The 23,244-nt window shown below is 70.2% G+C and carries 25 protein-coding genes and 2 tRNA genes; 13 read left to right on the top strand and 14 right to left on the bottom strand.

The features are described 5' to 3' along the window. The first annotated feature begins 164 nt into the window (after positions 1-164). Positions 165-2,474 carry an FdhF/YdeP family oxidoreductase gene (locus tag KZQ38_RS26960; RefSeq protein ID WP_219445673.1) on the top strand — a complete coding sequence of 770 codons (2,310 nt, stop codon included), beginning with the start codon at positions 165-167 and terminating at the stop codon, positions 2,472-2,474. Here the strand turns inward: KZQ38_RS26960 and KZQ38_RS26955 are convergent. After that, positions 2,463-2,651 (bottom strand): hypothetical protein, encoded by a 189-nt coding sequence (locus KZQ38_RS26955; RefSeq protein ID WP_219445671.1) that lies wholly within the window; start codon positions 2,649-2,651, stop codon positions 2,463-2,465. The genes KZQ38_RS26960 and KZQ38_RS26955 overlap by 12 nt on opposite strands. Before the next feature lie 189 nt (positions 2,652-2,840). Between KZQ38_RS26955 and KZQ38_RS26950 the strand changes: the two genes are divergently transcribed. Continuing rightward, positions 2,841-3,347, top strand: coding sequence for a hypothetical protein (locus KZQ38_RS26950; protein ID WP_219445669.1), 507 nt, complete (start codon positions 2,841-2,843; stop codon positions 3,345-3,347). Here the strand turns inward: KZQ38_RS26950 and KZQ38_RS37265 are convergent. After that, positions 3,344-4,864 carry a phytoene desaturase family protein gene (locus KZQ38_RS37265; protein WP_219445667.1) on the bottom strand — a complete coding sequence of 507 codons (1,521 nt, stop codon included), beginning with the start codon at positions 4,862-4,864 and terminating at the stop codon, positions 3,344-3,346. The genes KZQ38_RS26950 and KZQ38_RS37265 overlap by 4 nt on opposite strands. 116 nt (positions 4,865-4,980) lie before the next feature. Between KZQ38_RS37265 and fdhD the strand changes: the two genes are divergently transcribed. Both fdhD and KZQ38_RS26935 read left to right on the top strand, forming a co-directional pair. Continuing rightward, positions 4,981-5,805 carry a formate dehydrogenase accessory sulfurtransferase FdhD gene (gene fdhD, locus KZQ38_RS26940; protein ID WP_219445665.1) on the top strand — a complete coding sequence of 275 codons (825 nt, stop codon included), beginning with the start codon at positions 4,981-4,983 and terminating at the stop codon, positions 5,803-5,805. Between the two features lie 81 nt (positions 5,806-5,886). Beyond that, complete coding sequence (locus tag KZQ38_RS26935) at positions 5,887-6,753, top strand: alpha/beta hydrolase (protein WP_372452287.1); 867 nt, start codon at positions 5,887-5,889, stop codon at positions 6,751-6,753. On the opposite strand, the gene KZQ38_RS26930 is transcribed toward KZQ38_RS26935, so the two are convergent. From KZQ38_RS26930 to tig, 5 genes are all read right to left on the bottom strand, one after another. Then, entirely contained in the window at positions 6,740-7,327 is a 588-nt protein-coding gene (locus KZQ38_RS26930; RefSeq protein WP_219445661.1) for an RBBP9/YdeN family alpha/beta hydrolase, read from the bottom strand. The genes KZQ38_RS26935 and KZQ38_RS26930 overlap by 14 nt on opposite strands. Beyond that, a complete protein-coding gene (gene clpX, locus KZQ38_RS26925; RefSeq protein WP_219445660.1) occupies positions 7,324-8,604 on the bottom strand; it encodes an ATP-dependent Clp protease ATP-binding subunit ClpX in 1,281 nt (426 codons plus the stop codon). The genes KZQ38_RS26930 and clpX overlap by 4 nt, the downstream gene beginning before the upstream one ends. Positions 8,605-8,810: 206 nt before the next feature. Further along, a complete protein-coding gene (locus KZQ38_RS26920; RefSeq protein WP_219445658.1) occupies positions 8,811-9,437 on the bottom strand; it encodes an ATP-dependent Clp protease proteolytic subunit in 627 nt (208 codons plus the stop codon). Between the two features lie 28 nt (positions 9,438-9,465). After that, a complete protein-coding gene (locus KZQ38_RS26915) occupies positions 9,466-10,077 on the bottom strand; it encodes an ATP-dependent Clp protease proteolytic subunit (protein ID WP_219445656.1) in 612 nt (203 codons plus the stop codon). A gap of 126 nt (positions 10,078-10,203) precedes the next feature. Beyond that, entirely contained in the window at positions 10,204-11,562 is a 1,359-nt protein-coding gene (gene tig, locus KZQ38_RS26910; protein ID WP_219445654.1) for a trigger factor, read from the bottom strand. Positions 11,563-12,776: 1,214 nt separating this feature from the next. On the opposite strand from tig, the gene KZQ38_RS26905 reads away from it, so the two are divergent. Next, entirely contained in the window at positions 12,777-13,682 is a 906-nt protein-coding gene (locus KZQ38_RS26905; protein ID WP_219445652.1) for a LysR family transcriptional regulator, read from the top strand. 160 nt (positions 13,683-13,842) lie between these two features. Here KZQ38_RS26905 and KZQ38_RS26900 read toward each other — a convergent pair. After that, positions 13,843-13,916, bottom strand: a tRNA-Pro gene (locus tag KZQ38_RS26900). Positions 13,917-13,977: 61 nt separating this feature from the next. On the opposite strand from KZQ38_RS26900, the gene KZQ38_RS26895 reads away from it, so the two are divergent. Beyond that, positions 13,978-14,048 (top strand) — tRNA-Gly (locus KZQ38_RS26895). Between the two features lie 131 nt (positions 14,049-14,179). Here KZQ38_RS26895 and KZQ38_RS37260 read toward each other — a convergent pair. Next, positions 14,180-14,383: an AMED_5909 family protein gene (locus KZQ38_RS37260; RefSeq protein WP_308258611.1), complete on the bottom strand. Its 204-nt coding sequence runs from the start codon at positions 14,381-14,383 to the stop codon at positions 14,180-14,182. A 46-nt stretch (positions 14,384-14,429) separates the two neighbouring features. Between KZQ38_RS37260 and KZQ38_RS26890 the strand changes: the two genes are divergently transcribed. Continuing rightward, positions 14,430-14,714, top strand: a complete 285-nt coding sequence (locus KZQ38_RS26890) for a hypothetical protein (RefSeq protein ID WP_219445651.1) — start codon at positions 14,430-14,432, stop codon at positions 14,712-14,714. A gap of 13 nt (positions 14,715-14,727) precedes the next feature. Further along, on the top strand, positions 14,728-15,201 hold the full coding sequence (locus KZQ38_RS26885; RefSeq protein WP_219445649.1) for an NUDIX hydrolase: 474 nt from the start codon (positions 14,728-14,730) through the stop codon (positions 15,199-15,201). A gap of 206 nt (positions 15,202-15,407) precedes the next feature. Here KZQ38_RS26885 and KZQ38_RS37530 read toward each other — a convergent pair whose 3' ends face one another. Continuing rightward, positions 15,408-15,650, bottom strand: coding sequence for an HD domain-containing protein (locus KZQ38_RS37530; RefSeq protein ID WP_372452290.1), 243 nt, complete (start codon positions 15,648-15,650; stop codon positions 15,408-15,410). Between the two features lie 404 nt (positions 15,651-16,054). After that, the gene (locus KZQ38_RS26875; RefSeq protein WP_219445645.1) at positions 16,055-17,512 is read right to left on the bottom strand and encodes a YopA family protein; all 1,458 of its coding nucleotides are present in this window, start codon (positions 17,510-17,512) and stop codon (positions 16,055-16,057) included. Between the two features lie 561 nt (positions 17,513-18,073). Here KZQ38_RS26875 and KZQ38_RS26870 point away from each other — a divergent pair. From KZQ38_RS26870 to KZQ38_RS26850, 5 genes are all read left to right on the top strand, one after another. Continuing rightward, positions 18,074-18,319, top strand: a complete 246-nt coding sequence (locus tag KZQ38_RS26870; RefSeq protein WP_219445643.1) for a PLDc N-terminal domain-containing protein — start codon at positions 18,074-18,076, stop codon at positions 18,317-18,319. An 11-nt stretch (positions 18,320-18,330) separates the two neighbouring features. Then, the gene (locus KZQ38_RS26865; protein ID WP_219445642.1) at positions 18,331-18,660 is read left to right on the top strand and encodes a YnfA family protein; all 330 of its coding nucleotides are present in this window, start codon (positions 18,331-18,333) and stop codon (positions 18,658-18,660) included. 155 nt (positions 18,661-18,815) lie between these two features. Continuing rightward, a complete protein-coding gene (locus tag KZQ38_RS26860; protein WP_219445641.1) occupies positions 18,816-19,154 on the top strand; it encodes a histidine triad nucleotide-binding protein in 339 nt (112 codons plus the stop codon). A 44-nt stretch (positions 19,155-19,198) separates the two neighbouring features. Further along, entirely contained in the window at positions 19,199-20,407 is a 1,209-nt protein-coding gene (locus tag KZQ38_RS26855) for a GNAT family N-acetyltransferase (protein ID WP_219445640.1), read from the top strand. A gap of 76 nt (positions 20,408-20,483) precedes the next feature. Further along, entirely contained in the window at positions 20,484-21,254 is a 771-nt protein-coding gene (locus KZQ38_RS26850) for a hypothetical protein (protein ID WP_219445639.1), read from the top strand. A gap of 61 nt (positions 21,255-21,315) precedes the next feature. Here KZQ38_RS26850 and KZQ38_RS26845 read toward each other — a convergent pair whose 3' ends face one another. From KZQ38_RS26845 to KZQ38_RS26835, 3 genes are read right to left on the bottom strand one after another with little or no spacing between them, the layout of a single operon-like run. Further along, positions 21,316-22,122 (bottom strand): Fpg/Nei family DNA glycosylase, encoded by an 807-nt coding sequence (locus KZQ38_RS26845; protein WP_219445638.1) that lies wholly within the window; start codon positions 22,120-22,122, stop codon positions 21,316-21,318. Next, positions 22,115-22,771, bottom strand: a complete 657-nt coding sequence (locus KZQ38_RS26840) for a hypothetical protein (protein WP_219445637.1) — start codon at positions 22,769-22,771, stop codon at positions 22,115-22,117. Before KZQ38_RS26840 ends, KZQ38_RS26845 begins: the two co-directional genes overlap by 8 nt. Further along, a complete protein-coding gene (locus tag KZQ38_RS26835; protein WP_219445805.1) occupies positions 22,771-23,238 on the bottom strand; it encodes a ribose-5-phosphate isomerase in 468 nt (155 codons plus the stop codon). Before KZQ38_RS26835 ends, KZQ38_RS26840 begins: the two co-directional genes overlap by 1 nt. Between the last annotated feature and the right edge of the window lie 6 nt (positions 23,239-23,244).

The following is a 23,244-nucleotide window of genomic DNA, read 5'->3' as shown; positions in this document are numbered from 1 at the left end:
ACCGCGACAGGCGCCGCCGCGGGATTCACGGGCCGTTCTCAACCCCTTGGGGCCCGTGACAGCGGTCCCGCGCCGGCCTGCCGCGCGCGGGCGATCGCGTTACCGCTGGCGCGCTCGCGCGGGGCGCGCCAGCGCACGTGATCAGCGGACACCCGCGGCGCACAATGGGCGCCATGAGCAAGCCACCCCAGCACGACATCGACGAAGCGCAGCTCGACGTCACCGGGCCGAAGCGGTGGGCGGCGGGGATTCCCGGCGTGGCCGTGTCGGTCAAGCGCGGCGTGGAGCAGATGGGCCTCACCCGCACCGTGACCACGCTGCGGCTGCTCAACCAGCGCGAGGGCTTCGACTGCCCGGGTTGCGCGTGGCCCGAGCCGCAGGGCCACCGCAAGCTCGCGGAGTTCTGCGAGAACGGCGCGAAGGCGGTCGCCGAGGAGGCCACCCGCCGCCGCGTCGGCCCGGAGTTCTTCGCCGCCCACCCGATCGCCGAACTCGCCGGGAAGACCGACTACTGGTTGGGGCAGCAGGGCAGGCTGACGCACCCGATGGTGCTGCGCGAGGGCGACACGCACTACCGCCCGATCTCGTGGCAGGACGCCTTCGAGCTGGTCGCCGACCGGCTCGCTGCGCTGGCCGACCCGAACGAGGCGGTGTTCTACACGTCGGGCCGGACCAGCAACGAGGCCGCGTTCGCCTACCAGCTGCTGGTGCGGTCGTTCGGCACGAACAACCTGCCGGACTGCTCGAACATGTGCCACGAGTCCTCCGGCGCGGCGCTGTCCGAGACCACCGGCATCGGCAAGGGCTCGGTGAGCATCGACGACTTCACCCGCGCCGACCTCATCGTGGTCGTCGGGCAGAACCCCGGCACGAACCACCCGCGGATGCTGTCCGCGCTGGAGGACGCGAAGAAGGCGGGCGCGAAGGTCGTCGCGGTCAACCCGCTGCCGGAGGCCGGGCTGCTGCGGTTCAAGAACCCGCAGAACGCGCGGGGCGTGGTCGGCGCGGGCACGCCGCTGGCCGACGAGTTCCTCCAGATCAAGCTGGGTGGCGACCAGGCGTTGTTCCAGGCCGCGGGCAACCTGCTGCTGGCGTGGGACGCGGTGGACGAGGAGTTCGTCGCGGACCGCACCGACGGCTTCGCCGAGTACGCCGAGCACGTGCGCGACCTGGACTGGGCCGAGGTGGACTTCGCCACCGGCCTGCCGCGGGCGCAGGTGGAGCGGTTCGCCCGGATGCTCGCCACGTCGCAGCGCACCATCTTCTGCTGGGCGATGGGCCTGACCCAGCACAAGCACTCGGTGCCGACGATCCGCGAGATCGCCAACGTGGCGCTGCTGCGCGGCATGATCGGCAAGCCCGGCGCGGGCCTGTGCCCGGTGCGCGGCCACTCGAACGTGCAGGGCGACCGGACCATGGGCATCTGGGAGAAGATGCCGGAGAAGTTCATGTCGGCGCTGGAGACCGAGTTCGGCATCGAGGTGCCGCGGCAGCACGGTTTCGACACGGTCGCGGCGATCCGCGCGATGCGGGACGGCCGCGCGCGGGTGTTCTTCGCGGTGGGCGGCAACTTCGCCTCCGCCTCCCCCGACACGGCCGTGACGGAGCAGGCGCTGCGGTCGTGCGACCTGACCGTGCAGGTGTCCACCAAGCTGAACCGGTCGCACGTGGTGCCCGGCCGGACCGCGCTCATCCTGCCCACGCTGGGCCGCACCGAGAGCGACCTCCAGCACAGCGGCGAGCAGTTCGTGACGGTCGAGGACTCGATGTCGGTGGTGCACCGGTCGCGCGGCCGGCTGGAGCCGGCGAGCGACCAGCTGCTGTCCGAGGTGTCGATCGTGTGCCGCCTCGCCCGGACCGTGCTCGGCCCGGACCACCCGGTGCCGTGGGAGGAGTTCGAGAAGGACTACGACCGCATCCGGGACCGGATCGCGCGGGTCGTGCCGGGTTGCGCCGACTACAACGAGCGGGTGCGCCGCCCGGACGGGTTCGTGCTGCCGCACGCGCCCCGCGACGCCCGCGAGTTCACCGGCACGCGCACCGGCAAGGCGCAGTTCACGGCCAACGAGCTGACCGTGCTGCGGGTGCCGGCGGGTCGGCTGCTGTTGCAGACCATGCGCAGCCACGACCAGTACAACACCACGATCTACGGCCTGGACGACCGCTACCGGGGCGTCAAGGACGGGCGGCGCGTGGTGTTCGTCAGCCCCGCCGACCTGGCCGAGCTGAACCTGGCGGACGGTCAGCTGGTCGACCTGGTCGGCGAGTGGCCGGAGGACCCGACGGGTGTGGTGGAGCGCCGCGCGGAGCGGTTCCGCGTGGTGTCGTACCCGACGGCGAAGGGCTGCGCGGCGGCGTACTTCCCGGAGGCGAACGCACTCGTCCCGCTCGACTCCACCGCGCAGACCTCCGGCACGCCGACGTCGAAGTCCGTCGTCGTCCGGCTGGAGGAGCACGTCGGTTCAGCCGGGTGACCAGCGGAAACCGATGGTCAGGCTGAACCCCTCGTCCCGGGTGACCCGCCAGCTCACCCGGACCGGGCCCGGGAACCACCCGCGCCCGGTCCGGGCGAGGCGGTGGCGGTCGGCGGCGGCGACGTCGTCACGCCCGCGTTGGCGGGCTATCTCGTACAGGGCGTCGTTGTGCGGCATGGCGAATCCCCCTCGATCGCTGAGCCGGATGTGGACTGAGGTCCCGCGGATGGGCTGCCCGGAGCGGCGCGGTGGGGCCGTGTCCCCGGTACGTTACGGACGGCGACCGGAAAGCTCCACCGGATTACCGCCCGCGTAACGCCGGCGGCCGTTCGCACGAATCCCCGGGCGACGGACTTGGAGGAGCAGTTGCCGATCGCCAGGAAGGTGCTCGCGGCCACCGCCGGGCTGCTCGCCCTCGCCGCGTGCGCCACCACGCCCGAACCCGCGCCCACCACGTCGGCCGCCACCACGACGACACCGGCCACCACCGTGTCCCAGGTCGGCGGCATCACGTGCGCGAAGGCGCCCGAGGAGGTCGTGGGCGCGGCTCTCCGGCTGAACCTCAAGCACCCCCGGGAAACCCTCGACGGCCCGCTGGTGACGTGCCGTTACGACGGCGGCGGCGCGGCAACGCTGGTCCGCTTCCACACCGCGTCCGACGCCTCGGTGTTCGCGCGCGGCAAGGAGGGCTTCGGGAAGACCGCGGACGTGCCGGGCTTCTTCGACGAGGCGTACACCGGCACCCTCGGCACCGGCGAGGTCGTGCAGAACACGCTGGTCGCACGGCGCGGCCCGGTCGAGATCATGGTGACGTCCGGCGCGAACTTCGAGCAGGAGAAGGAACTCGTCACCCGGCTCTTCGCGGGGCTCTAGCGCTCCAGCACGGCCATCGCGGCGTTGTGCCCGCCGATACCGCTCACGCCGCCGCCACGTCGCGCGCCCGCGCCGCACACGAACAGGTTCGCCACGTCGGTCTCCACGCCCCAACGCCCGACCTCGTCCTCCTCCTCGGCGAACGGCCACGCCAGGTCGCCGTGGAAGATGTTGCCGCGCGGCAGGCCGAGTTCCGCCGCCAGGTCCAGCGGCGTCCGGGCCTCCAGGCACGGCTCGCCGTCGGCGTCCCGGGCCAGGCACTCCGCGATCGGCTCCTCCAGGTACCGGTCGAGCGCGGCCAGGTAGCCCGCGACCAGCCGGTCCCGCAGCCCGTCGTGGTCGTCCTCGAACAACGCGGCCGGGGTGTGCAGGCCGAACAACGTCAACGTGTGCCTGCCCGCGTTCGCCGGGTCGTCGGCGAGGATCGACGGGTCGGTCAGCGTGTGGCAGTACACCTCGGCGGGCAGCACGGACGGCACCAGCCCCGCCGCGCTCTCCCGGTACGCCTGCTCCAGCTGCCCGTACGACTCGTCCACGTGCAGGGTGCCCGCGAAGGCGACCCGCGGGTCGACCCCCGTCCGCAGCCGCGGCAGCCGCCGCAGCAGCATGTTGACCTTGAACTGGCTGCCCTCGGCGACCGGTGCGGGCTCCTTGCCGCGCAACGCGTCCAGCACGGCGGGCGCCACGCCGGACAACACGAACCGGGCACCGACCACCCGGCCGTCGAACTCCACCTCGGCGGACCGGCCGTCGGCGTCGACCCGGGTCACCTCCGCGCCGGTCACCACCTCCGCGCCCGCCGCGCGCGCCACCCGCAGCAGTTCGCCGGTCACCGCGCCCATCCCGCCGACCGGCACCTTCCACTCGCCCGAGCCGTTGCCGATCACGTGGTACAGGAAGCACCGGTTGGCCCGCGGGTCGTGCAGCGAGGCGTGCGTGCCGATCAACCCGTCCGTGGCCACCACGCCACGCACCACGTCGTCGGCGAACAGCTCCTCCAGCGTCACGCCGAGCGGGCGTTCGAAGACCTGCTCCCACAGGCGCGCCCGGGCGACCGCGTCCACCCGGATGCGGGCGTGCTCGCGGGGCACCAGCGGCTCCAGCAGCGTCGGCGCCAGCGCCGCGGCCAGCAGCTCCAGGTCGCCGTACCAGCGCCGCCACCGCTCGAACTCCGCGTCGGAGCCGGTCAGCGCCCGGAACGACGCGGCCGTCGCCTCGCCCGGCACGCGCTCCACCAGCAGGTCGCCGGCGGGCGTGTACGAGGACACCGCGCGCGAGCGCAGTTCCAGTTTCAGGCCGAGGTCGGCCACGACCCGGTCGGGCAGCAGGCTGACCAGGTACGAGTAACGCGACAGCCGCGCGGGCACGCCGGGGAACACCGGTGCGCTGATCGCCGCGCCGCCGACGTGGTCGAGCTTCTCCACCACCAGCACCGAGCGCCCGGCCAGCGCCAGGTACGCCGCCGCCACCAGGGCGTTGTGCCCGCCGCCGACCACCACCACGTCGTAGCTGTCCACCCGCCGAATCTAGCCGGTGCGCGGTGCCGCCACCGCCCGGATCCGGGGGTCGGCCGGCTCCGTAACCTGGTGGGAGACCGGCTCGGCGGGGGCCGGCGTCGGGAAGGGGTTCCGCGATGGGGCGAGTCACCGTGCGCCGACCAGTGGTCACGTACTCGCGGGGAACGCACCGCGAGCGGGTCGACGCGTTGGCCGCCGAGGAACCGCTGGAGCTGCGCGTCGGCGGCAAGGCCCTCACCGTGACGATGCGGACGCCGGGTCACGACGTGGAGCTGGCGCACGGGTTCCTGCTCACCGAGGGCGTCATCGGCGGCCTGTCGGACGTGGCGGTCGCCCGGTACTGCGAGGGCCTGGGCCCCGACGGGCGCAACACCTACAACGTGCTGGACGTGGCGCTGGCCGACCACGTGCCGCCGCCGGACGTGAGCGTGGAGCGCAACTTCTACACGACGTCCTCGTGCGGCGTGTGCGGCAAGGCCGCGCTGGACGCCGTGAAGCTCAAGACCCGCCACTCCCCCGCCGACGACCCGGTGCGGGTGGACGTGGACGTGCTGGCCGGGCTGCCCGACGCGCTGCGCGCCAAGCAGAAGGTGTTCGCCGCCACGGGCGGCCTCCACGCCGCCGGCCTCTTCACCGCGTCGGGCGAGGCGCTGGTGGTGCGGGAGGACGTCGGGCGGCACAACGCCGTGGACAAGGTGCTGGGGTGGGCGGTGCTCCAGGACCGGGTGCCGTCGGCCGGGACCGTGCTCATGGTGTCCGGGCGGGCGTCATTCGAGCTGGTGCAGAAGGCCGCGATGGCGGGCGTGCCGGTGCTGGCCGCGGTGTCCGCGCCGTCGTCGCTGGCCGCCGAACTCGCCGCGGAGCAGGGGGTCACGCTGGTCGGGTTCCTGCGTGGCGACTCGATGAACGTCTACGCGGCGGCGGAGCGGGTCGCCGCCTGAGGGCGTCGGCGAAACGCCGAGGCCGCCGCCGACGATGGCACAGGCGGGAATTCACCGTTTCGGGTGTTGGAGGGGGAAGTGGTGCGCAGACGGACGGTGCTGGGCGCGCTGGGCGCGACCGGCCTCGCCGCCGCGGGCCTGACGGCCGCGGTGGGCGGCCACGCACCGGCCGGGGAGGCGTTGCGGCACGTGCTGGGCGTCGCCGGGCCGGTGCCCGCGATCAAGCGCGCCGTGGTGCGCGCCGAACGCCTCCCCTCCCGCTACCGGGGCCGGGACGTCGACGTGGTGACCATCGTGCCGCCGGGCGTGCCCACCGAGGGCCTGCCGATGTCGTTGCTGCTGCACGGCCTGCACGGCAGCGCCCGCTACGCGGCGGTCGGCGGGATGCCGGACGCCCTGGTCACGGCCGTGAGCCGGCGTTCGGTGCCGCCGTTCGGGTTCATCGCGGTGGACGGCGGCGACAACTACTGGCACGAGAACGCGGCGGGCGACGACCCGATGGCGATGCTGCTGGAGGAGGTGCCGGTCTGGCTCGCCGAACGCGGCCTCGGCCCGCTGTTCGCGTGCACCGGCACGTCCATGGGTGGTTTCGGCGCCCTGCTGCACGCCCGGCGCCGGGCGGAGCGCCGCGAGCCGCTGAAGGCGGTGGCCGCCATCTCGCCCGGCCTGCTGCTGTCGTGGTCGGAGATGGCCAAGCGCAAGGCGTTCCGCAGCCGGGAGGAGTGGGCGTCGCTGGACCCGCTCCGGCACCTCGACGCGCTCGGCGGCGTGCCGGTCGGCGTGTGGATCGGCGACAAGGACCGGTTCATCGAGGGCACGCGCCGGTTCATCGCCGCCGCGAAGCCCGCCGTGGCGTCCGTGTCGCCCGGTGGCCACGACGACGTGTTCTACCGCAAGGTCGTGCCGGACGTGCTGCGGTTCCTCGGCAAGCGCCTCAGCGCGGGGTGAGCGGGGTGCGGTCGCTGCGCACCCACTTCAGCACCGCGCCCCAGTCGCCGTAGCCCGCGTCGACGTTCAGGTGCGCGCCGCCGACCACCACGTCCACGTCCACCCGCAACGCCTCGCCCAGCCGCTTGCCCTGTTCGAGGGAGCAGTACGGGTCGCCCTCGCCGATCACCAGCCGGGTCGACGCCGCGGCCCGCCGCACCGCGGCCGGGTCCAGCGGCGGGTTCAGGAACTCCGTGATCAGCGGCTCGTCCGCGAGGTCCGGGCTGGGCGGCGCCACCAGCAGCACCCGGTCCACCCGCAGCGCCGGGTCGAACTCCCCCGCCGCGTGGTGCAGCCACAGCAGGCCCGCCAGCGAGTGCGTCGCCACCACCCGCTCGCACCCCGTGGGCGCGGCGGCGAGGTGCTCGCGCAGCTCGGTCAACCACAGGTCGAGCCGCGGTTCATCCGGGAGGGTGAACCGCGGCACGTCCACCTGGCCGCCGTGCCGAGCCAGCTCGCCCGCCAGCCAGTTCTGCCAGTGCGTGGGCCCGGAACCGCCGAGCCCGTGCAGCAGGAGCGCGTACGGGAGGCTCACGCCGACTTCTCGCGGCGCTCCCGCCGGGACGGCTGCCGGGCCACGATGGTCGGGTTGACGTTCTCCTTCACCGTCTGCTCGGTGATGACGACCTTGGCGACGTCCGAGCGGCTCGGGATGTCGTACATCACCGGCAGCAGGACTTCCTCCATGATCGCCCGCAGGCCGCGCGCGCCGGTGCCGCGCAGGATCGCCTGGTCGGCGACGGCCTCCATGGCGGTCCGGGTGAACTCCAGCTCGACGCCGTCCATCTCGAAGAGCTTCTGGTACTGCTTGACCAGCGCGTTCTTCGGCTCGGTGAGGATGCGGACCAGGGATTCCTTGTCCAGGTTCGTCACGCTCGCCACCATCGGGAGGCGGCCGATGAACTCCGGGATCAGGCCGAACTTGATCAGGTCCTCGGGCATCGACTCGGCGAAGTAGTCCGCCGCGTCGACCTCGGCCTTGGTGCGGACCTCGGCGCCGAAGCCCAGGCCGCGCTTGCCGATCCGGTCCTGGATGATCTTCTCCAGGCCCGCGAACGCGCCCGCCACGATGAACAGCACGTTCGTGGTGTCGATCTGGATGAACTCCTGGTGGGGGTGCTTGCGCCCGCCCTGCGGCGGCACGGACGCCGTCGTGCCCTCCAGGATCTTCAGCAGCGCCTGCTGCACGCCCTCGCCCGACACGTCACGCGTGATCGACGGGTTTTCACTCTTCCGAGCGATTTTGTCGACCTCGTCGATGTAGATGATGCCGGTTTCGGCGCGCTTCACGTCGTAGTCGGCCGCCTGGATCAGCTTGAGCAGGATGTTCTCCACATCCTCGCCCACGTAGCCCGCCTCGGTGAGCGCCGTCGCGTCCGCGATGGCGAACGGCACGTTCAGCATCTTCGCGAGGGTCTGGGCCAGGTAGGTCTTGCCGCAGCCGGTCGGGCCGAGCATCAGGATGTTCGACTTGGCGAGTTCCACGCCGTCGTCGCGCCCCTCACGCCCGCGGTCACCCGCCTGGATGCGCTTGTAGTGGTTGTAGACCGCTACCGAGAGCGTCCGCTTGGCCTCGTTCTGGCCGATCACGTACTGGTCGAGGAACTCGTGGATCTCGGCGGGCTTGGGCAACTCGTCGAGCTTGACGTCACCCGCCTCCGCGAGTTCTTCCTCGATGATCTCGTTGCAGAGGTCGATGCACTCATCGCAGATGTAGACACCGGGGCCGGCGATGAGTTTTTTCACCTGCTTCTGACTCTTCCCGCAGAAAGAGCACTTCAACAGGTCGCCGCCGTCACCGATACGCGCCATGACCGCTGACCTCTGTCCCCTCCGGCGCACGACCTGGTGAGGTGCGCCTGACTGCTGGTTGGCGTCCGCCCGCGGGCCGCGGGGTCCGCCCGTTCCCCTCGACGGTACCTGGCCCACCCACCTGTGTGGGAGGACCAGCGTGCCCCCGACACACCGAACCTGGCAGGATCCCTGGTCGGCTCGGCGTGTCGGGCGTCACGCGGCGCTTACTTGGCCGACAGCTTCCGGTACGGCAGGACGCTGTCCACGATGCCGTAGTCCTTGGCCTCGTCGGCGGTGAGGATCTTGTCGCGCTCGATGTCCGCGCGCACCTGCTCGGCCGACTTGTTCGTGTGCTTGGCCAGCGTCGTCTCCAGCAGGCGGCGGACGCGCTGGATCTCGTTCGACTGGATCTCCAGGTCGGAGACCTGGCCGTAGACACCCTCCGTGGCCGGCTGGTGGATCAGGATCCGCGAGTTCGGCAGCGCGTGCCGCTTGCCCGGCGTGCCCGCCGCCAACAGCACCGCGGCGGCCGACGCCGCCTGGCCCAGGCAGTAGGTCTGGATGTCCGGGCGGACGAACTGCATGGTGTCGTAGATGGCCATCAGCGAGGTGAACGAACCACCCGGCGAGTTGATGTACATCAGGATGTCGCGGTCCGGGTCCTCCGACTCCAGCACCAGCAACTGGGCCATCACGTCGTTCGCCGAGGCGTCGTCCACCTGCACGCCGAGGAAGATGATGCGCTCCTCGAACAGCTTGTTGTACGGGTTGGACTCCTTGATGCCGTAGCTGGTGCGCTCGACGAACGACGGGAGCACGTACCGGGACTGCGGCGCGTGGAACTGGCTCACTGGTTCTCTCCTGGTCCTCTGCGACGCGTCAGTTGTCGGTGTTCGCCTGGGCGGCGCGGGTGATCACCTTGTCCACGAAGCCGTACTCCAGGGCCTCCTGGGCGGTGAACCAGCGGTCGCGGTCGGAGTCGGCGATGATGCGCTCCACCGGCTGGCCGGTGTGCTGCGCGATCAGCTCGGCCATCTCCTGCTTGGTGCGGGTGAGCATGTCCGCCTGGATCGCGATGTCGGCCGCCGTGCCGCCGACGCCCGCCGACGGCTGGTGCATCAGGATGCGCGCGTGCGGCAGCGCGTGGCGCTTGCCGGGCGTGCCCGCCGACAGCAGGAACTGGCCCATCGACGCCGCCAGGCCCATCGCGTAGGTCGCCACGTCGGGCTCGATGAGCTGCATCGTGTCGAAGATCGCCATGCCCGCGGTCACCGAGCCACCGGGCGAGTTGATGTAGAGCGTGATGTCCTTCTCGGGGTCTTCCGCCGCGAGGAGGAGCAGCTGCGCGGTGATCTGGTTCGCGATGCCCTCTTCGACCTGCGACCCCAGCACGATGATCCGCTCGCGGAGCAGGCGCTCGTAGACCGAGTCGTTGAGGTTCATCCCCGTGGCCGACCGCATCTCGGGCGTCGGGAAGAAGTGCTGCGTCACGTCTGCCTGCCTAACTTTTGCCGAAAAGAGTCTCGTAGCAACGACCTTAACGAAGGCGGGCGGCGTCGCCTTCCCGACACCGCCCGCGTTCGCTCAGGGCTTCAACTCCGGTGGAGGTCCGACGACTCAGGCCGTCGGCTCGGCCGCCGATTCCTCAGTGGACTTCGTCTCGCCGAACAGCTCGTCCAGGTCGAGCGCGTTGCCCGAGGAGTCGGTCACGGTCGCCTGCCGCACCACGGAGGCGAGCGCCTTGCCGCGCCGCACGTCCGCGAAGATCGCGCCGAGCTGACCCGACTGCTGCGCGCGCTTGACGTACTCGTCCGGGCTGATGCCGAACCGCTGCGCCTGGTAGATGATGCGCTCGGTCAGCTCCGCGTCGGACACGCTGACCTGCTCGGCGTCCGCGATGGCGTCCAGCACGAGCTGCGTCTTGACCGCCTGCTCGGCGGCGGTGCGCACCTCGGCGTCGAACTCCTTCTTGGTCTGCCCCTGCTCGGTCAGCCACTCGGCGAAGCGCGCCTCGTCGTGGTCGAACGCGTGCACGGCGTCGTGCTCGCGGGCCTCGACCTCGCCCTGCACGGCGGCCTCGGGCAGCGGCACCTCGACGGCGGCCAGCAGCGCCTCCAGGACCTTGTCCCGGGCCTCCACGCCCTGCTGCATCTTCTTCACCCGGGCGAGGCGCGTGCGCAGGTCGGCGGTCAGCTCGTCCAGGGTGTCGAACTCGCTGGCGAGCTGCGCGAACTCGTCGTCCAGCTCGGGGAGCTGACGCTCCTTGACCGAGTTGAGGACCACGGTGACCTCGGCGTCGCGGCCGGTGTGCTCGCCCGCCACCAGCTTGGTGGTGAAGGTCTTGGACTCGCCCTCGGAGGCGCCGACCAGGGCGTCGTCGATGCCCTCGACGAGCTGGCCGGAGCCGATCTCGTAGGACAGGCCGCTGGTCTTGGCCTCCTCGACCTCCTCGCCGTCGACCGTGGCGGACAGGTCGACGCTGACGAAGTCACCCTCCTGGGCGGGGCGCTGGACGCCGGTCAGCGTGCCGAAGCGGGCGCGCAGCTCGTCGAGCTGGGTGGTGACGTCCTCCTCGGTCACCTCCTGCTCGTCCACGCTCACCGACAGCTCGCCGAAGGCGGGCACGGTGATCTCGGGGCGGACGTCGACCTCGGCGGAGAACGCGAGCGACTCGCCGTCCTCGATCTTGGTCACCTCGAAGTCCGGGCGGCCCAGGGTGCGGATCTCGCCGGAGTTGACGGCCTCCAGGTACTTGGCCGGGATCGCCTCCTGCACGACCTCGTCCAGGACGGGCGCGCGGCCGATGCGGCTCTCCAGCACGCGGGCGGGTGCCTTGCCGGGGCGGAAGCCGGGGATGCGGACCTGCTTGGCCAGCTTCCGGTACGCGCGGTCGAAGTCCGACTTGAGCTCGTCGAACGGCACCTCGACGTTGATCCGGACCCGCGTCGGGCTCAGGTGCTCGACGGTGCTCTTCAACGTGGTCTCCTCGTAACGGGCAGGACGTGCGGAACACCCCGGGAACGCTCGGTGGAGCGCCGGGATTCCGCACGAGTCTAGGCGGTCCGCGCCGGGCGGGGGTGCCCGACCCCGCCACCACGCGCGCGAGCGCCCGTTCCCGGGGGTCTCCCGCCCGTCACCCGCGGATCACCGCCCGTCACCCCTTGATCGGCTCCGCGACCAGGCCGAGCGCCGCCCCGCCGGCCGCCCGCGGTTCTCCCCGCGATGAATTCCGGGCCGTTTCTCCGAGCCCGGACGAAAAGTTCGGCATTCGGCCCAACGCGCATTACCCGGGTCCATTTCCGCGTTTCGCGGGAGCACGGCGGGCGGAGGGCTCCGGCGGGCCGCTCGGGAGGCCGTCCGAGCAGGCGTGGCGGAGGGGTCGTGGCGGGCCGCCCACCGAAGCGCACTCTCCGCACTGGTGCGGAAAACGCGGTGCCGCGGAGACGTCAGGATGCCGGCCGTGAAGTACCCCGGATCGGTCGCAGGAGTTGCCCCGAACGGAGGTTCGGACCCCCGTCGCGCTAGGCCGTTCGAGTGGCCCCGGACGTTGATGACACAGCGGAACACGCCATCACGGGGCGAAGCCGCAAGCCGATGGTGTAACACGGATGCCGTAGCGGCGACTAACCGACCGCGACCGACACGGGGAGGAGGTTCGCCACAAGGGGTGAATAGCGGCCGTTCGGAGTAGTCGACGACGGAAAACTTTCGCGCGTCGAGATGACTCCACTCGCCGTAGTCCATTAGTGTGGGTTTCAGGTAGCGTGACGGCCGGACCCACATCGCTGGACCACGAAATAATTCGCGTTGCCGGAACGTTCTGGGGGGCCAGCAGCGGACGTCTCCGGCAACCGGGACCAGAGGAACGAGCGAAACAATGTCATCGAGCTTCTTAACCACCTACCAGACAAGGTGCCGATGACCCGATGAGAGCCATTCCGCCGCTGCCGAACAGTAACCCAGGACCCGCCCCGGGCGCCGGCTCCGCGCACCACCGGACCGCAGCCCGCCGGGTCCTGGCCGGAACACATCGGGCACCGCTCCTCACGGCCGCACGACGATGTTGACCAGGCACCGGCCGCGCCCGGCAGCCAGGCACGGCCAGGTCGACCGCCGCCGACCCGAGAACCCGCGACGCCGTCCTACACCGGCCGTCCGCGGTTAACTTTCACGCACCGTTGGGGAGCTCCATGGAGACGCGTCAGCTTTTGGCGTTCACAACTGTGGTTCAAACGGGCAGTTTCACCAAGGCAGCCGCCACGCTGAATTGCTCGCAGCCCACCATAACCACGCGGATCAAGGCACTCGAAGAGACCCTCGGCGTGCCGTTGTTCCGCAGGCTCCCGCGAGGTATCCAGATGACCTCCGCGGGCGTCGAGCTGCTGCCTTTCGCGCGCAACATCATCACGTTGACGGACAAGGCGCGGAAGGCGATCACGATGAACGGCGAGCCGCACGGCAAGCTGGTCATCGGCAGCGCGCAGAGCCTGACCGACTACCGCCTGCTACCACTGATCGAGTACATGTGCTGGCGGTACCCGAGCGTGCAGATCTCGCTGCACTCGCGCAACACCCAGACCAACCTGGCCTCGGTGCGCGAGGGCAGGCTCGACTGCGCGTTCTTCATCGGCTCCGTCGAGCCGCGCGAGGGTTTGGAGACCACCGTGCTCTGCCCGGAGCCGTTGGTGATGGTCGCCGGACCGACGCACGCGCTGACCAGGCGTTCCGTGATCACCGAGGATGAGCTGCGCGGGAGCACCCTCATCCGGGCCGAGAACGGGGCGAGCTACTACGAGCAGTTCGAGCAGGCACTCGGCCTGCAGGAAGCGGAGACCAGGTCGCCGGTGCTGGCGCTGGACTCCATCGACGCCGCCAAGCGCGCGGTCGCCTCGGGACTGGGGATCAGTTTGGTGCCCGAGGTGACGGTCGCGGCGGAACTGGCCGACGGACGCCTGTGCCGCCTGCCCTGGGTCCCGCCGTTCCGGGTGTACACGCAGTTCGCGTGGCGCCAGGACAACTCGACCAACCCGTCGGTGACGGCGTTGGTGTCGGCGGCGGCGCAAGTGGTGAGCGAACAGGTGGCCACGCCCGCCTGAGCGGTACGCACTGGGGACCGCCGTTCTTGAGCGCCCATGGCGCGGGTGTGCTCAAGAACGGCTCGCAGCGACCGCGGGGCAGGTCCACAGTGGAGGGTTGCCCCCGGTCGAGGTGCCGGAGCGGCCTCTACCAGCGTCACCACTGGTAGAGACCCGACCGTCGGGGCGACAGGATTTGAACCTGCGACCCCCCGCTCCCAAAGCGGGTGCGCTACCAAGCTGCGCCACGCCCCGGTCGCCAACACCTTATCGCGACAGGCTAAGCTGACCCCGCGCCCACCCCCGTGGACGCGATGCGGGTGTAGCTCAATGGTAGAGCCCCAGCCTTCCAAGCTGGTCATGCGGGTTCGATTCCCGTCACCCGCTCTCTCCTCTTCCAGCAGGTCAGCGGGGCTACGCTCCGTCCGCCACCAAAGCTCACCACGCTGGTGGGCACCCGGGATGCGATTACGCCTTTCAGGCGATCTTGAGCCAGGTCTTCGGCACCGCGCCCGCGCCTACCGCTCTCCGCCCGTGACAGCTTCGCCGGGACCAGCCCGCCGTGGAGCCCGCACCGCATCGTTCCCGATGCGCACGACACTCACTCCGCGTCCCTTAGGGGAGCGTGGCACAACCTGCTTGCCCATCGCCCGCTCACGCGCCGCCCAGCACAGGGCCTCGTGGTGGTGCCCGCGGTCGACGTCGGCGATCCGCTCGTACACCCATATTCGGACGCTGTATCCCAGGCACCGCCGCACGATCGCGTCAATGGTCCGTGAAGCCGCGCGCTACCTGTGGCCCGACGCCATCGCACCGGAGACCAAGAAGGAAGTCGCCCAATCCGAGGTGGTGCGGGTCCGCTGCTACCGGACGACGTTCTACAACTCGATCTACAGGTTCGATGGCGAGATGCTGGCCAACACCCACGTACACGGCTTCGTGGCCGCTCACGCTCCCGTGCTGCACCTTCGCCGACTCTCCGGCGGCGACCTGTTCGAGACGTACGCGGAGAGCTTCCAGGGCGTGTGGGACGACGCCAAGCCGCCCAAGTGATAGGCAGGTGGGCATGGCGCGCACCGACCACTACAACGACCCGAATGCCCCTCAGGCCACCAACATCGTCGTGGCGGTGACCGCGTTCGTCCAGGACCCCGAGGGCCGCCTGCTCATGATCCGCCGAACCGACAACGACCTGTACTCGATCCCCGGTGGAGCCCAGGACGTTGGCGAGACCATCGGCCACACCCTGGTTCGTGAGGTCAAGGAGGAGACGGGGTACGACGTCGAGCCGACCGACCTCATCGGCGTCTACTCAGACCCCGCGCACGTCATCGCCTACACAGACGGCGAGGTCCGCCAGGAGTTCTCCATCTGCTTCCGCGCCCGCCTGGTCGGCGGCGAGCTACGCACCAGCAGCGAGTCCAGCGAGGTGCACTGGGTGGACCGTGATGCCTTGGCCGCGCTCAACATCCACCCGTCGATCCGCCTCCGCATCGAACACGGCTACGCGAATCTCCCGACTCCCTATTTCGCTGTTTGATCCAGACCTGCGGCCTTCAGCCTTTCCTCGGTGCGCTCGACTGCGGCGGCCAGCTTGACGAATGAACAACGTAACCACATCTTCTGGAGCTGTTGTCATGTCAGCCCCACCAGAGCGCGTCACGAACCACGGTCCGTTCGTCTTCCCACTCGGCCAGCTTGCCCGACAGCCCACGCAGCTCAGCCTCCCGGTAAGCACAGGAGTGTTCAACGAGCGCCCACCCGCTCCGGAAACCCCTCCCCGGCGAGGTACCGCGCACCGTCAAGCGGATGGAACCCAGTCAGAGCTAGCTCTGGCGCATACCCAACGTCATGCAACACGGCCGCCGCCTTCAGCAGCTCCCGATCACCCAGTCCCAGAAGCCCACCCGCCCGCTCCGTCCGCTTCGCGACCCCTCGGACATGCGCCCACCGCCGCGGCAACGAATCGGCCAACCGTTCCTCCGCCACGGCGAAGGCCCACGCAACGAGATCCACCCCGCCACCCTAGGCAGCCCCCAGCGCATGGACAGCGCCACCCAAGCCGACCTGCCGCATTGCCGAATTCCGCTCTACAGGATCAAGACGCGCCGCCAGCGGCAACGCGCAGCCAGTCCCGCCTCGCCTCTGCACCGACTCCCCGCATCACGGCACACCGGGCCCCCGCTCCGCCCGTCGGCCACGCGCGGAATCAGCGCACGTGTCAGGGAAGTCGGCGCATCACCTAGATGCGGACTGCTCTAACCACTTCCGCTCACCGGGGCCGGGACGATCGCGTGATCACACGGCTGACAGCGCGGGGCGCGGCGATCGGCTGCCGCGACGGCTCCGCCGTCTCATCAACGTCACCATGCCACGGCAGAGCTGAGATTCTTTCAAACCCAGGGGACCTGGTATACAGCCCCTTCCGCAATAGAAGGCTTCAGCGGCGAACGAGTCTTCCCCTCGAAACCGATCACCCGCAATATCGCCAACTCCAGGTAATGACAAGCGAGTATCGACGCCTCGACCCATTGCTCGAAACGCCACTTGATCGGCTTGTCTCGCGTGGGATGAACGACCAAGTTCCTCATATCGACCAAACACCTGAGTGCATCGCGAGGCCGTCCGTCATCCGTGGGACCGAGCGCGGTAGCAACATCTTTGAGATGAGCCATATGACTCGGAATCCCAAGGTCGATGCCACAGTCTTCGAGAAGTAGTCGAATCTCCTCCTCGGTATGCAATTTTGACCACCTCGATCGAGAGTAGACCGCCTTCCTCTCAATGAAGAGGTCATAAGCGAGCATCTGAAGCCCCGAGATGGGGATCGCGGTACTCAACTCTGCGCTTGTGTTTGTATTGATGGTCACATAGTACGAAACCGCGTACTGCAGAATCTCCGCCTGCTGGCCGTCTCTACAGAATTCAACTACTCGACGCGCGACTTCGGCCAACTGCGAAGGAAACTCAGTACGGTCGCTCCACGTATGAACCGAGATCATTCTATCGATTGGTTGCACTCGCCATGAAGACCACACTGGCACTTCACCGGCCCACCCAACAGGAAGAAGGGGGCGCACCCATCTACCTAGTGTGAGACTCATAGCCAGACCCAACTGATGCAGCAGGTCAGTTACGTCGGCGTACGCGAACGTGCGCCCATCTTTACGACGAAGCTCTCCGACGTGCGTGAAGCGAGAGCCGCCCGAAGCTCGCAACTCATCCCAACCTGCTTTCCCGCCCATTTCACGGCGAAGATCGATACTGACTACCCACTCGTCAAGATCAACCTCGACGCGCCCCCTCCACCAGATCCACGGCTCCTGATAGTCGCGGATGTTAATCGAGCAAAAACCTTGCGCCCAGCCGTTCGGGACGAAGAAAGTCACTCGATCCAAACTCGTTCCTTCATCGCCCACGCTTTGATCGCCCAAACGCGTGTGGACAAACCGCGAGCCAGAGGTGTTCGACCATTCGAACTCACACGCTTCAGGCGGTTCCGGAACCGTGGTGTACGGCAACGACACGGTGGCCAAAGTCGACCACCGCGCGCCCCCACCTCCCATGAGCCCCGACAACGACCTCAGGTCTATTCTCGACTCTCCCAGCGCCTCAGCGCGTACCGTGGGAAGCCAATTAAATCGCACAACCCCGATGTAGTCACCCTCGTCATCTTCGTCATTCAATACGAAGCTTCCAGAATATAGAGCGACTTGCCCATTAGGCGATCGGTCGACATAGAGGTGCTGAAGCGCATCAGGAAAGCGTTGTTCAATAACAACCACGCCACGATCAACAGTATTGTGACGAACCCTCACCACCCTCTGCCCATCAACGAAATCAACAGACACGTTAGCTGGCATCCGAAGAGACCGCTCGCTACTCGAATCGTTTCCCACGCCCAACTCCAAAGCGCCGCTAGGATCCCGACTGTCGCTCCGCCCAGCGGCCCCTACGCCTCGATCGAACGTTGGCCCTCTGCGTCTTGCCACGTCTGCCATGCCCTCCCCGATCCCGAGTCGCGCGATCTGAACCATGCGGGGCCCGTCAACTTCCCGACCATCATCCACCGGCCGCCTGCGAACTGAGGCCGTCACAACTGGGCGTGTCCCGCCACGACTCACTACAGCTCCGGACACTGTGCGATTAGCGTGCGATTAGTACAGACCAACACGAGCCATCAGCGGTCGCTCAAAGCCGAGGCGGGCGCTGGCCAGGAGCGGTGAGCCAGGGTGGACGCCGCACTTCCAAGCTGGTCATGCGGGGTCGATTCCCGTCACCCGCTCTCCCCTCCCCTCGCGGCGTTTTCCCACCCCCTGCGGCGATCCGGTCGACGGCGGTCTGCGAGCCGGCTTCACCTGACCGGGTGGCGGCGGACGGCGGGACGTCGGTGGGGCTCGTAGGTTGGCCCGATGGTCGTGGGTTTCGCCGAGGACTCCTCGAACACCGCCGCTGTCGTCATCGCCGTGTTCCTCGTGCTCGCGGCGTTGCTGCTGGTCGCCCTCTGGGTGGCGGCGTTCGTGTCGGTCCTCCGGCAGGACCGGTTGACCGGTGGCGGGAAGCTGCTGTGGCTCGTGGTGATCATCGCGTTCCCGTTCCTGGGCAGCATCGGGTGGTTCGCCTTCGGGCGCACCGCCCGGCTGGTGAACCGTCTTTAGAGTTCCCCGCCATGGGTGTGTTCCGGTCCGTGCTGCTGTTCGTGCTCGCCGCCGTCGCCGAGATCGGTGGGGCCTGGTTGGTCTGGCAGGGTGTGCGCGAGCAGCGCGGGTGGTGGTGGGTCGGGCTGGGCGTGATCGCGCTGGGCGCCTACGGCTTCGTCGCGACGCTCCAGCCGGACGCGAACTTCGGCCGGATCCTGGCTGCCTATGGCGGGGTGTTCGTGGCCGGGTCCCTGGTCTGGGGCGTGGTGTTCGACGGGTTCCGCCCGGACCGGTTCGACGTGATCGGCGCGTTGCTCTGCCTGGCCGGCGTCGGGGTGATCATGTACGCCCGCGGGTGACCGGGCTACGTGGTGATCGCGCGCCAGAGCACCTCGCCGAGGCGCACCGCCAGGTAGACCATGAGGAACCCGATCGTGACCGTCACCAGGCATCTCCACACCGCCCGGAGCTTCGTGCGCGCCATCGGCACAGTGTGCGCCCTACGATGAGCCCCGTGACCGCCGATTGCCTCTTCTGCCGCATCGTCGCGGGCGGTGTGCCCGCGCGGGTGGTGCACGAGACGGACACCGTCCTCGCGTTCCACGACATCACCCCGCAAGCGCCGACGCACGTGCTGGTGATCCCCAAGGCGCACTTCACGGCCGTGGGCGACATGGACCCCGCTACGGCGGGCGATGTGCTGCAAGCCGCGCATCACGTGGCCAAGGCCGAGGGCATCGCGGAGGACGGCTACCGCCTGGTGTTCAACACCGGTCGCGACGGCGGCCAGACGGTGTTCCACGTGCACTGCCACGTGCTGGGCGGGCGGTCCTTGACCTGGCCCCCGGGCTAGAAACTCGATCGCGCCGCACCCGGCCGCCGGCGTAAGACGGGGCCATGGCGTTCACCGTTCGCACCCTCCACGACGACGATCTGATCCCGTTCCAGCAGATGGTCGACCAGGCGTTCCTGCACGACACCGACGAGAAGGACCTCGGCCGGTGGCGTGCGTTGTTCGAGCCCGAACGCCATCACGGGGTGTTCGAGGGCGACGAGCTGATCGGCGCGGGCGGCGTCGAGACGCGGCAGGTCACCACGCCGGGCGGCGGTCCGCAGCCGTTGGCCGCGGTGACGTCGGTCGGCGTGAAACCCGGTCACCGCCGGCGTGGCGTGCTCACGCAGCTCATGCGGACCCAGCTGCACGGCCTGCACGACGAGGGCCGGGAGGCGATCGCGGCGCTGTGGGCGTCCGAGGCGGGCATCTACGGCCGGTTCGGCTACGGCATGGCGACCGAGGTGACCCGCATCGAGATCCCGCGCGGCGCGGCGTTCCGGCCCGGGGTGGCGCTCGGCGACGCACGGGTGCGGGAGGTGCCCGCGGCGGAGGCGATGCCGTTCCTCAAGGAGCTGTACGAACGGCTGCGGCCGACGCGCACCGGCTGGCTGAACCGCGACGACGCCTGCTGGGACCACTTCCTCGCCGACGAGGAGCGCGACCGCGACGGGCGCACCGCCTACCGGTACGCGTTGCACCCGCGGGGGTACGCGGTGTACCGGGTCAAGCACGACTGGCAGGACCGGGGCCCGCGCAACGAGTTGCACGTGCGCACGCTCGCCGCGGAGACCGACGAGGCGTACGCCGCGCTCTACCGGTACCTGCTCGACCTCGACCACATCGGCGAGCTGAAGGCCGAAACGGCGTCCGACGACCCCGTGGTGCACCTGCTGGCGGACCCGAGGCTCGCGTTGCGCCACCGCACGGACGCGCTGTGGGTGCGGCTGGTGGACGTGGACCGCGCGCTGGTGCTGCGCCGCTACCCGTCCGACGTGGACGTGGTGCTGGAGGTGGCGGACGCGTTCTGCCCGTGGAACGCCGGTCGGTGGCGGTTGACCGTGCGGGACGGCGTGGCGGACGTGCGGCGGGTGACGGACGCGCCGGACGTGGCACTGGACGTGCGGGCGCTCGGCGCGGCCTTCCTGGGCGGCACGCGGCTCACCTCCCTGGCTCGCGGCCAGGAGGTGCGGGAACTCACATCGGGTGCCCTTTTCCGCCTGTCGCACGCGTTCTCGTGGGTCGAGGACCCACACTGTCCGGAGGTGTTCTGAGCGGTTCGGGAACCTTCACCCCGGTCCCGGGCGTTGAGCGGGGCATCAAGCTGTCGCACTGCCCGGGAGGTCCTCCGTGAACGCCACCATCGTGGTGCTGGTGCTGCTCGTCGTGGTGGTGGGCGGCGTCTGGTACCTCGCGAAGTCCCGTGCGGCGGCCCGGCAGCGCGAGCTGGACGACGCCCAGGCCGAGGCGCGGCGCTGGGTGGAGCGGCTCGGCGGGCAGGTGATGAACCTGACCGGCACGGACGTGGCGTCCAGCCAGGCGCTGGCCGACGCGTCCGAGCGCTTCACCGCCGCCGGTTCGCAGATGGAGCAGGCCAAGACCCTGGATCAGTGCCGCCTGGTCACCCAGACCGCGATGGAGGGCCTGTACTACGTGCGGGCCGCGCGCACCGCGATGGGCCTGGACCCGGGCCCGGAGCTGCCGGACCTCACCGGTCAGGGCCGCGCGGGTCGCGTCACGGAGGACCGGCGGGTCACCGTCGAGGGCCACGACTACTCGGCGTCGCCGCAGCCGGGTGCGGGCACCCCGCACTACTACCCCGGTGGTGTGGTCGCGGGCCGTCCGGTGCCGCAGGGTTGGTACAGCGAGCCGTGGTGGAAGCCCGCGCTGGTGGCGGGCGCGTGGGGCGTCGGTTCGTTCCTGCTGTTCAACGCGATGTTCTCGGGCATGGCCGGTGTCTCGCCGGACGCCCTCAACGCCGCCTACGCGGACGGCTACGCCGATGGCGCGGGCGCGGACGGCGGTGGTGACGCGGGCGGTGACGCCGGTGGCGACTTCGGCGGCGGGGACTTCGGCGGCGGCGATTTCGGTGGCGACTTCGGCGGTGGTTTCGACTTCTGACCCGGACGGGGGAAGGGCCGCACCCGTTCCGGGTGCGGCCCTTCGTCGTCGCGGTCGCGCGTCAGCCCCGCGGCTGGCAGCCGGGGCACCAGAACAGGTTGCGGCCCACCAGGTCGGCCTGCGCGACGGGCGTGCCGCACACCAGGCACGGCAGACCGGCGCGCCGGTACACGTAGACCTCCCCGCCGTGCCGGTCCTGACGCGGCGCGCGACCGGTCACCTCGGGCAGGTGCTCGGGCCGCACGGTGTCGATGCGCCCGACGCGCACACCGGCACGCATCAACACCACGAGGTCTGCCCACATCTCGTCCCACCGGGCGCGGTCGACGGCGGTGCCCGGCGTCAGCGGGTGCACGCCGTGGCGGAACAGCAGCTCCGCCCGGTACACGTTGCCGACGCCCGCCACGACCCGCTGGTCCATCAGCAACGCGCCGATCGGCTGGCGGGACCGGGTGAGGCGGGCGAACACCGCGGCCGGGTCGGCGTCGCGGCGCAGCGGGTCGGGGCCGAGGCGGGCACGCAGCGCGGCCACCTCCACGTCGGTGAGCACCTCGCACCGGGTCGGGCCACGCAGGTCCGTCCAGTGCGTGTCGCCGACCAGCCGCATCCGCACCTGGCCGACCGGTTCCGCGACCGGGCGCGTGGCCTCGGTGAACGTGCCGTAGAGGCCGAGATGGACGTGCACGGTCGCGTCGGGGCCGTACACGTGGAACAGGTGCTTGCCGTGCGCCTCCGCCCGACGCAGCACCCGACCGTCCACGGCGGACGCGTCGAACCGGCCCTGCGGGCTGCTCACGGCGACGGCGCGGCCCGCGTAGCGGCGGTGGTGGAGCTTCGCGAGCCGGTGCAGGGTGTGGCCTTCAGGCACGGACCGGCACCACCGTCGCGAGATGGGTGCGCACGGTCAGCCGGCGGTCCTTGCGCAGCAGGCGCTCCGCGAGCACCTCCGCACGCGGCCGGTCGTGCCGGGCCAGCACGGCGCACAGGTCGGCGAGCTGGAGCACCCGGTCGAAATCGGGTTCGTCCCCGCGCTCCACGCCGCGGTCCACGACGGCCGCCAGCGCGTCGGCCACCGCGGGTTCGTCGGCGGCGTGGGCCAGCTGCCAGTCGAAGAACAGCTCGTCGCCCAGCCCGACCAGCGCGGTCAGCGCGGCGATCCGGGCGGGTTCACCGGCGGTGCCCGCGGTGTGCCGCCTGCCCTCCGCGACGGCCAGCGCCAGTTCCGGGAACGTCCGGTCCCGGCCCCGCTGGTCGGTCAGCATCCCCAGCCACGGCGAGCGGCGGCCCGCCTCGGCCGTGGCCGCCACCACCGGGTACACCGGGGCGTGGCCCCACGTCGCGAGCGCCTGCACCGCCAGGAACCGGTGGTAGCGCTCGGTATCCGGGTCGGTGAGCACGGCGAGCAGCCCCGGCACCCGCTCCAGGTACCGGGGCTCGTCGGCCGCGGCGTCGATGACCGTCTCCGGGTCCGGGGTGAACACCCCGGACAGGTCCTCGAACAGCAGCTCGCGGATCATCAGGGCAGTGCCGGCGCCTCGCCGGTCCGCTCGTACTCGCTCAGGATCGCGACGCGGCGGGCGTGCCGGGGCTGGTCGGAGAACGGCGTGGCCAGGAACGCCTCGACGATCGCGGTCGCCTCCTCGGCGGAGTGCATCCGCGCGCCCACGCCGATCAGCTGGGCGTTGTTGTGCTCACGGGCGAGCTGGGCGGTCTCGACGCTGTAGGCCAGCGCCGCCCGCGCGCCCGGCACCTTGTTGGCGGCGATCTGCTCGCCGTTGCCCGAGCCGCCGATCACGACGCCGAGGCTGCCCTCGTCGGCCACCACGCGGCGGGCCGCCTCGATGCAGAACGGCGGGTAGTCGTCCTCCGCGTCGTACACCGCCGGGCCGACGTCGACCACCTCGTGGCCGGCTTCGGTCAGGTGCTTGGCGAGGTGGGCCTTCAGCTCGAAGCCCGCATGGTCCGATCCCAGGTAAACGCGCACGTCCGG

Origin of the sequence: Saccharothrix obliqua (assembly GCF_019375475.1) — a bacterium.
Classification (GTDB): Bacteria; Actinomycetota; Actinomycetes; order Mycobacteriales; family Pseudonocardiaceae; genus Actinosynnema; species Actinosynnema obliqua.
This window is presented reverse-complemented; position numbering and strand designations above follow the sequence as displayed.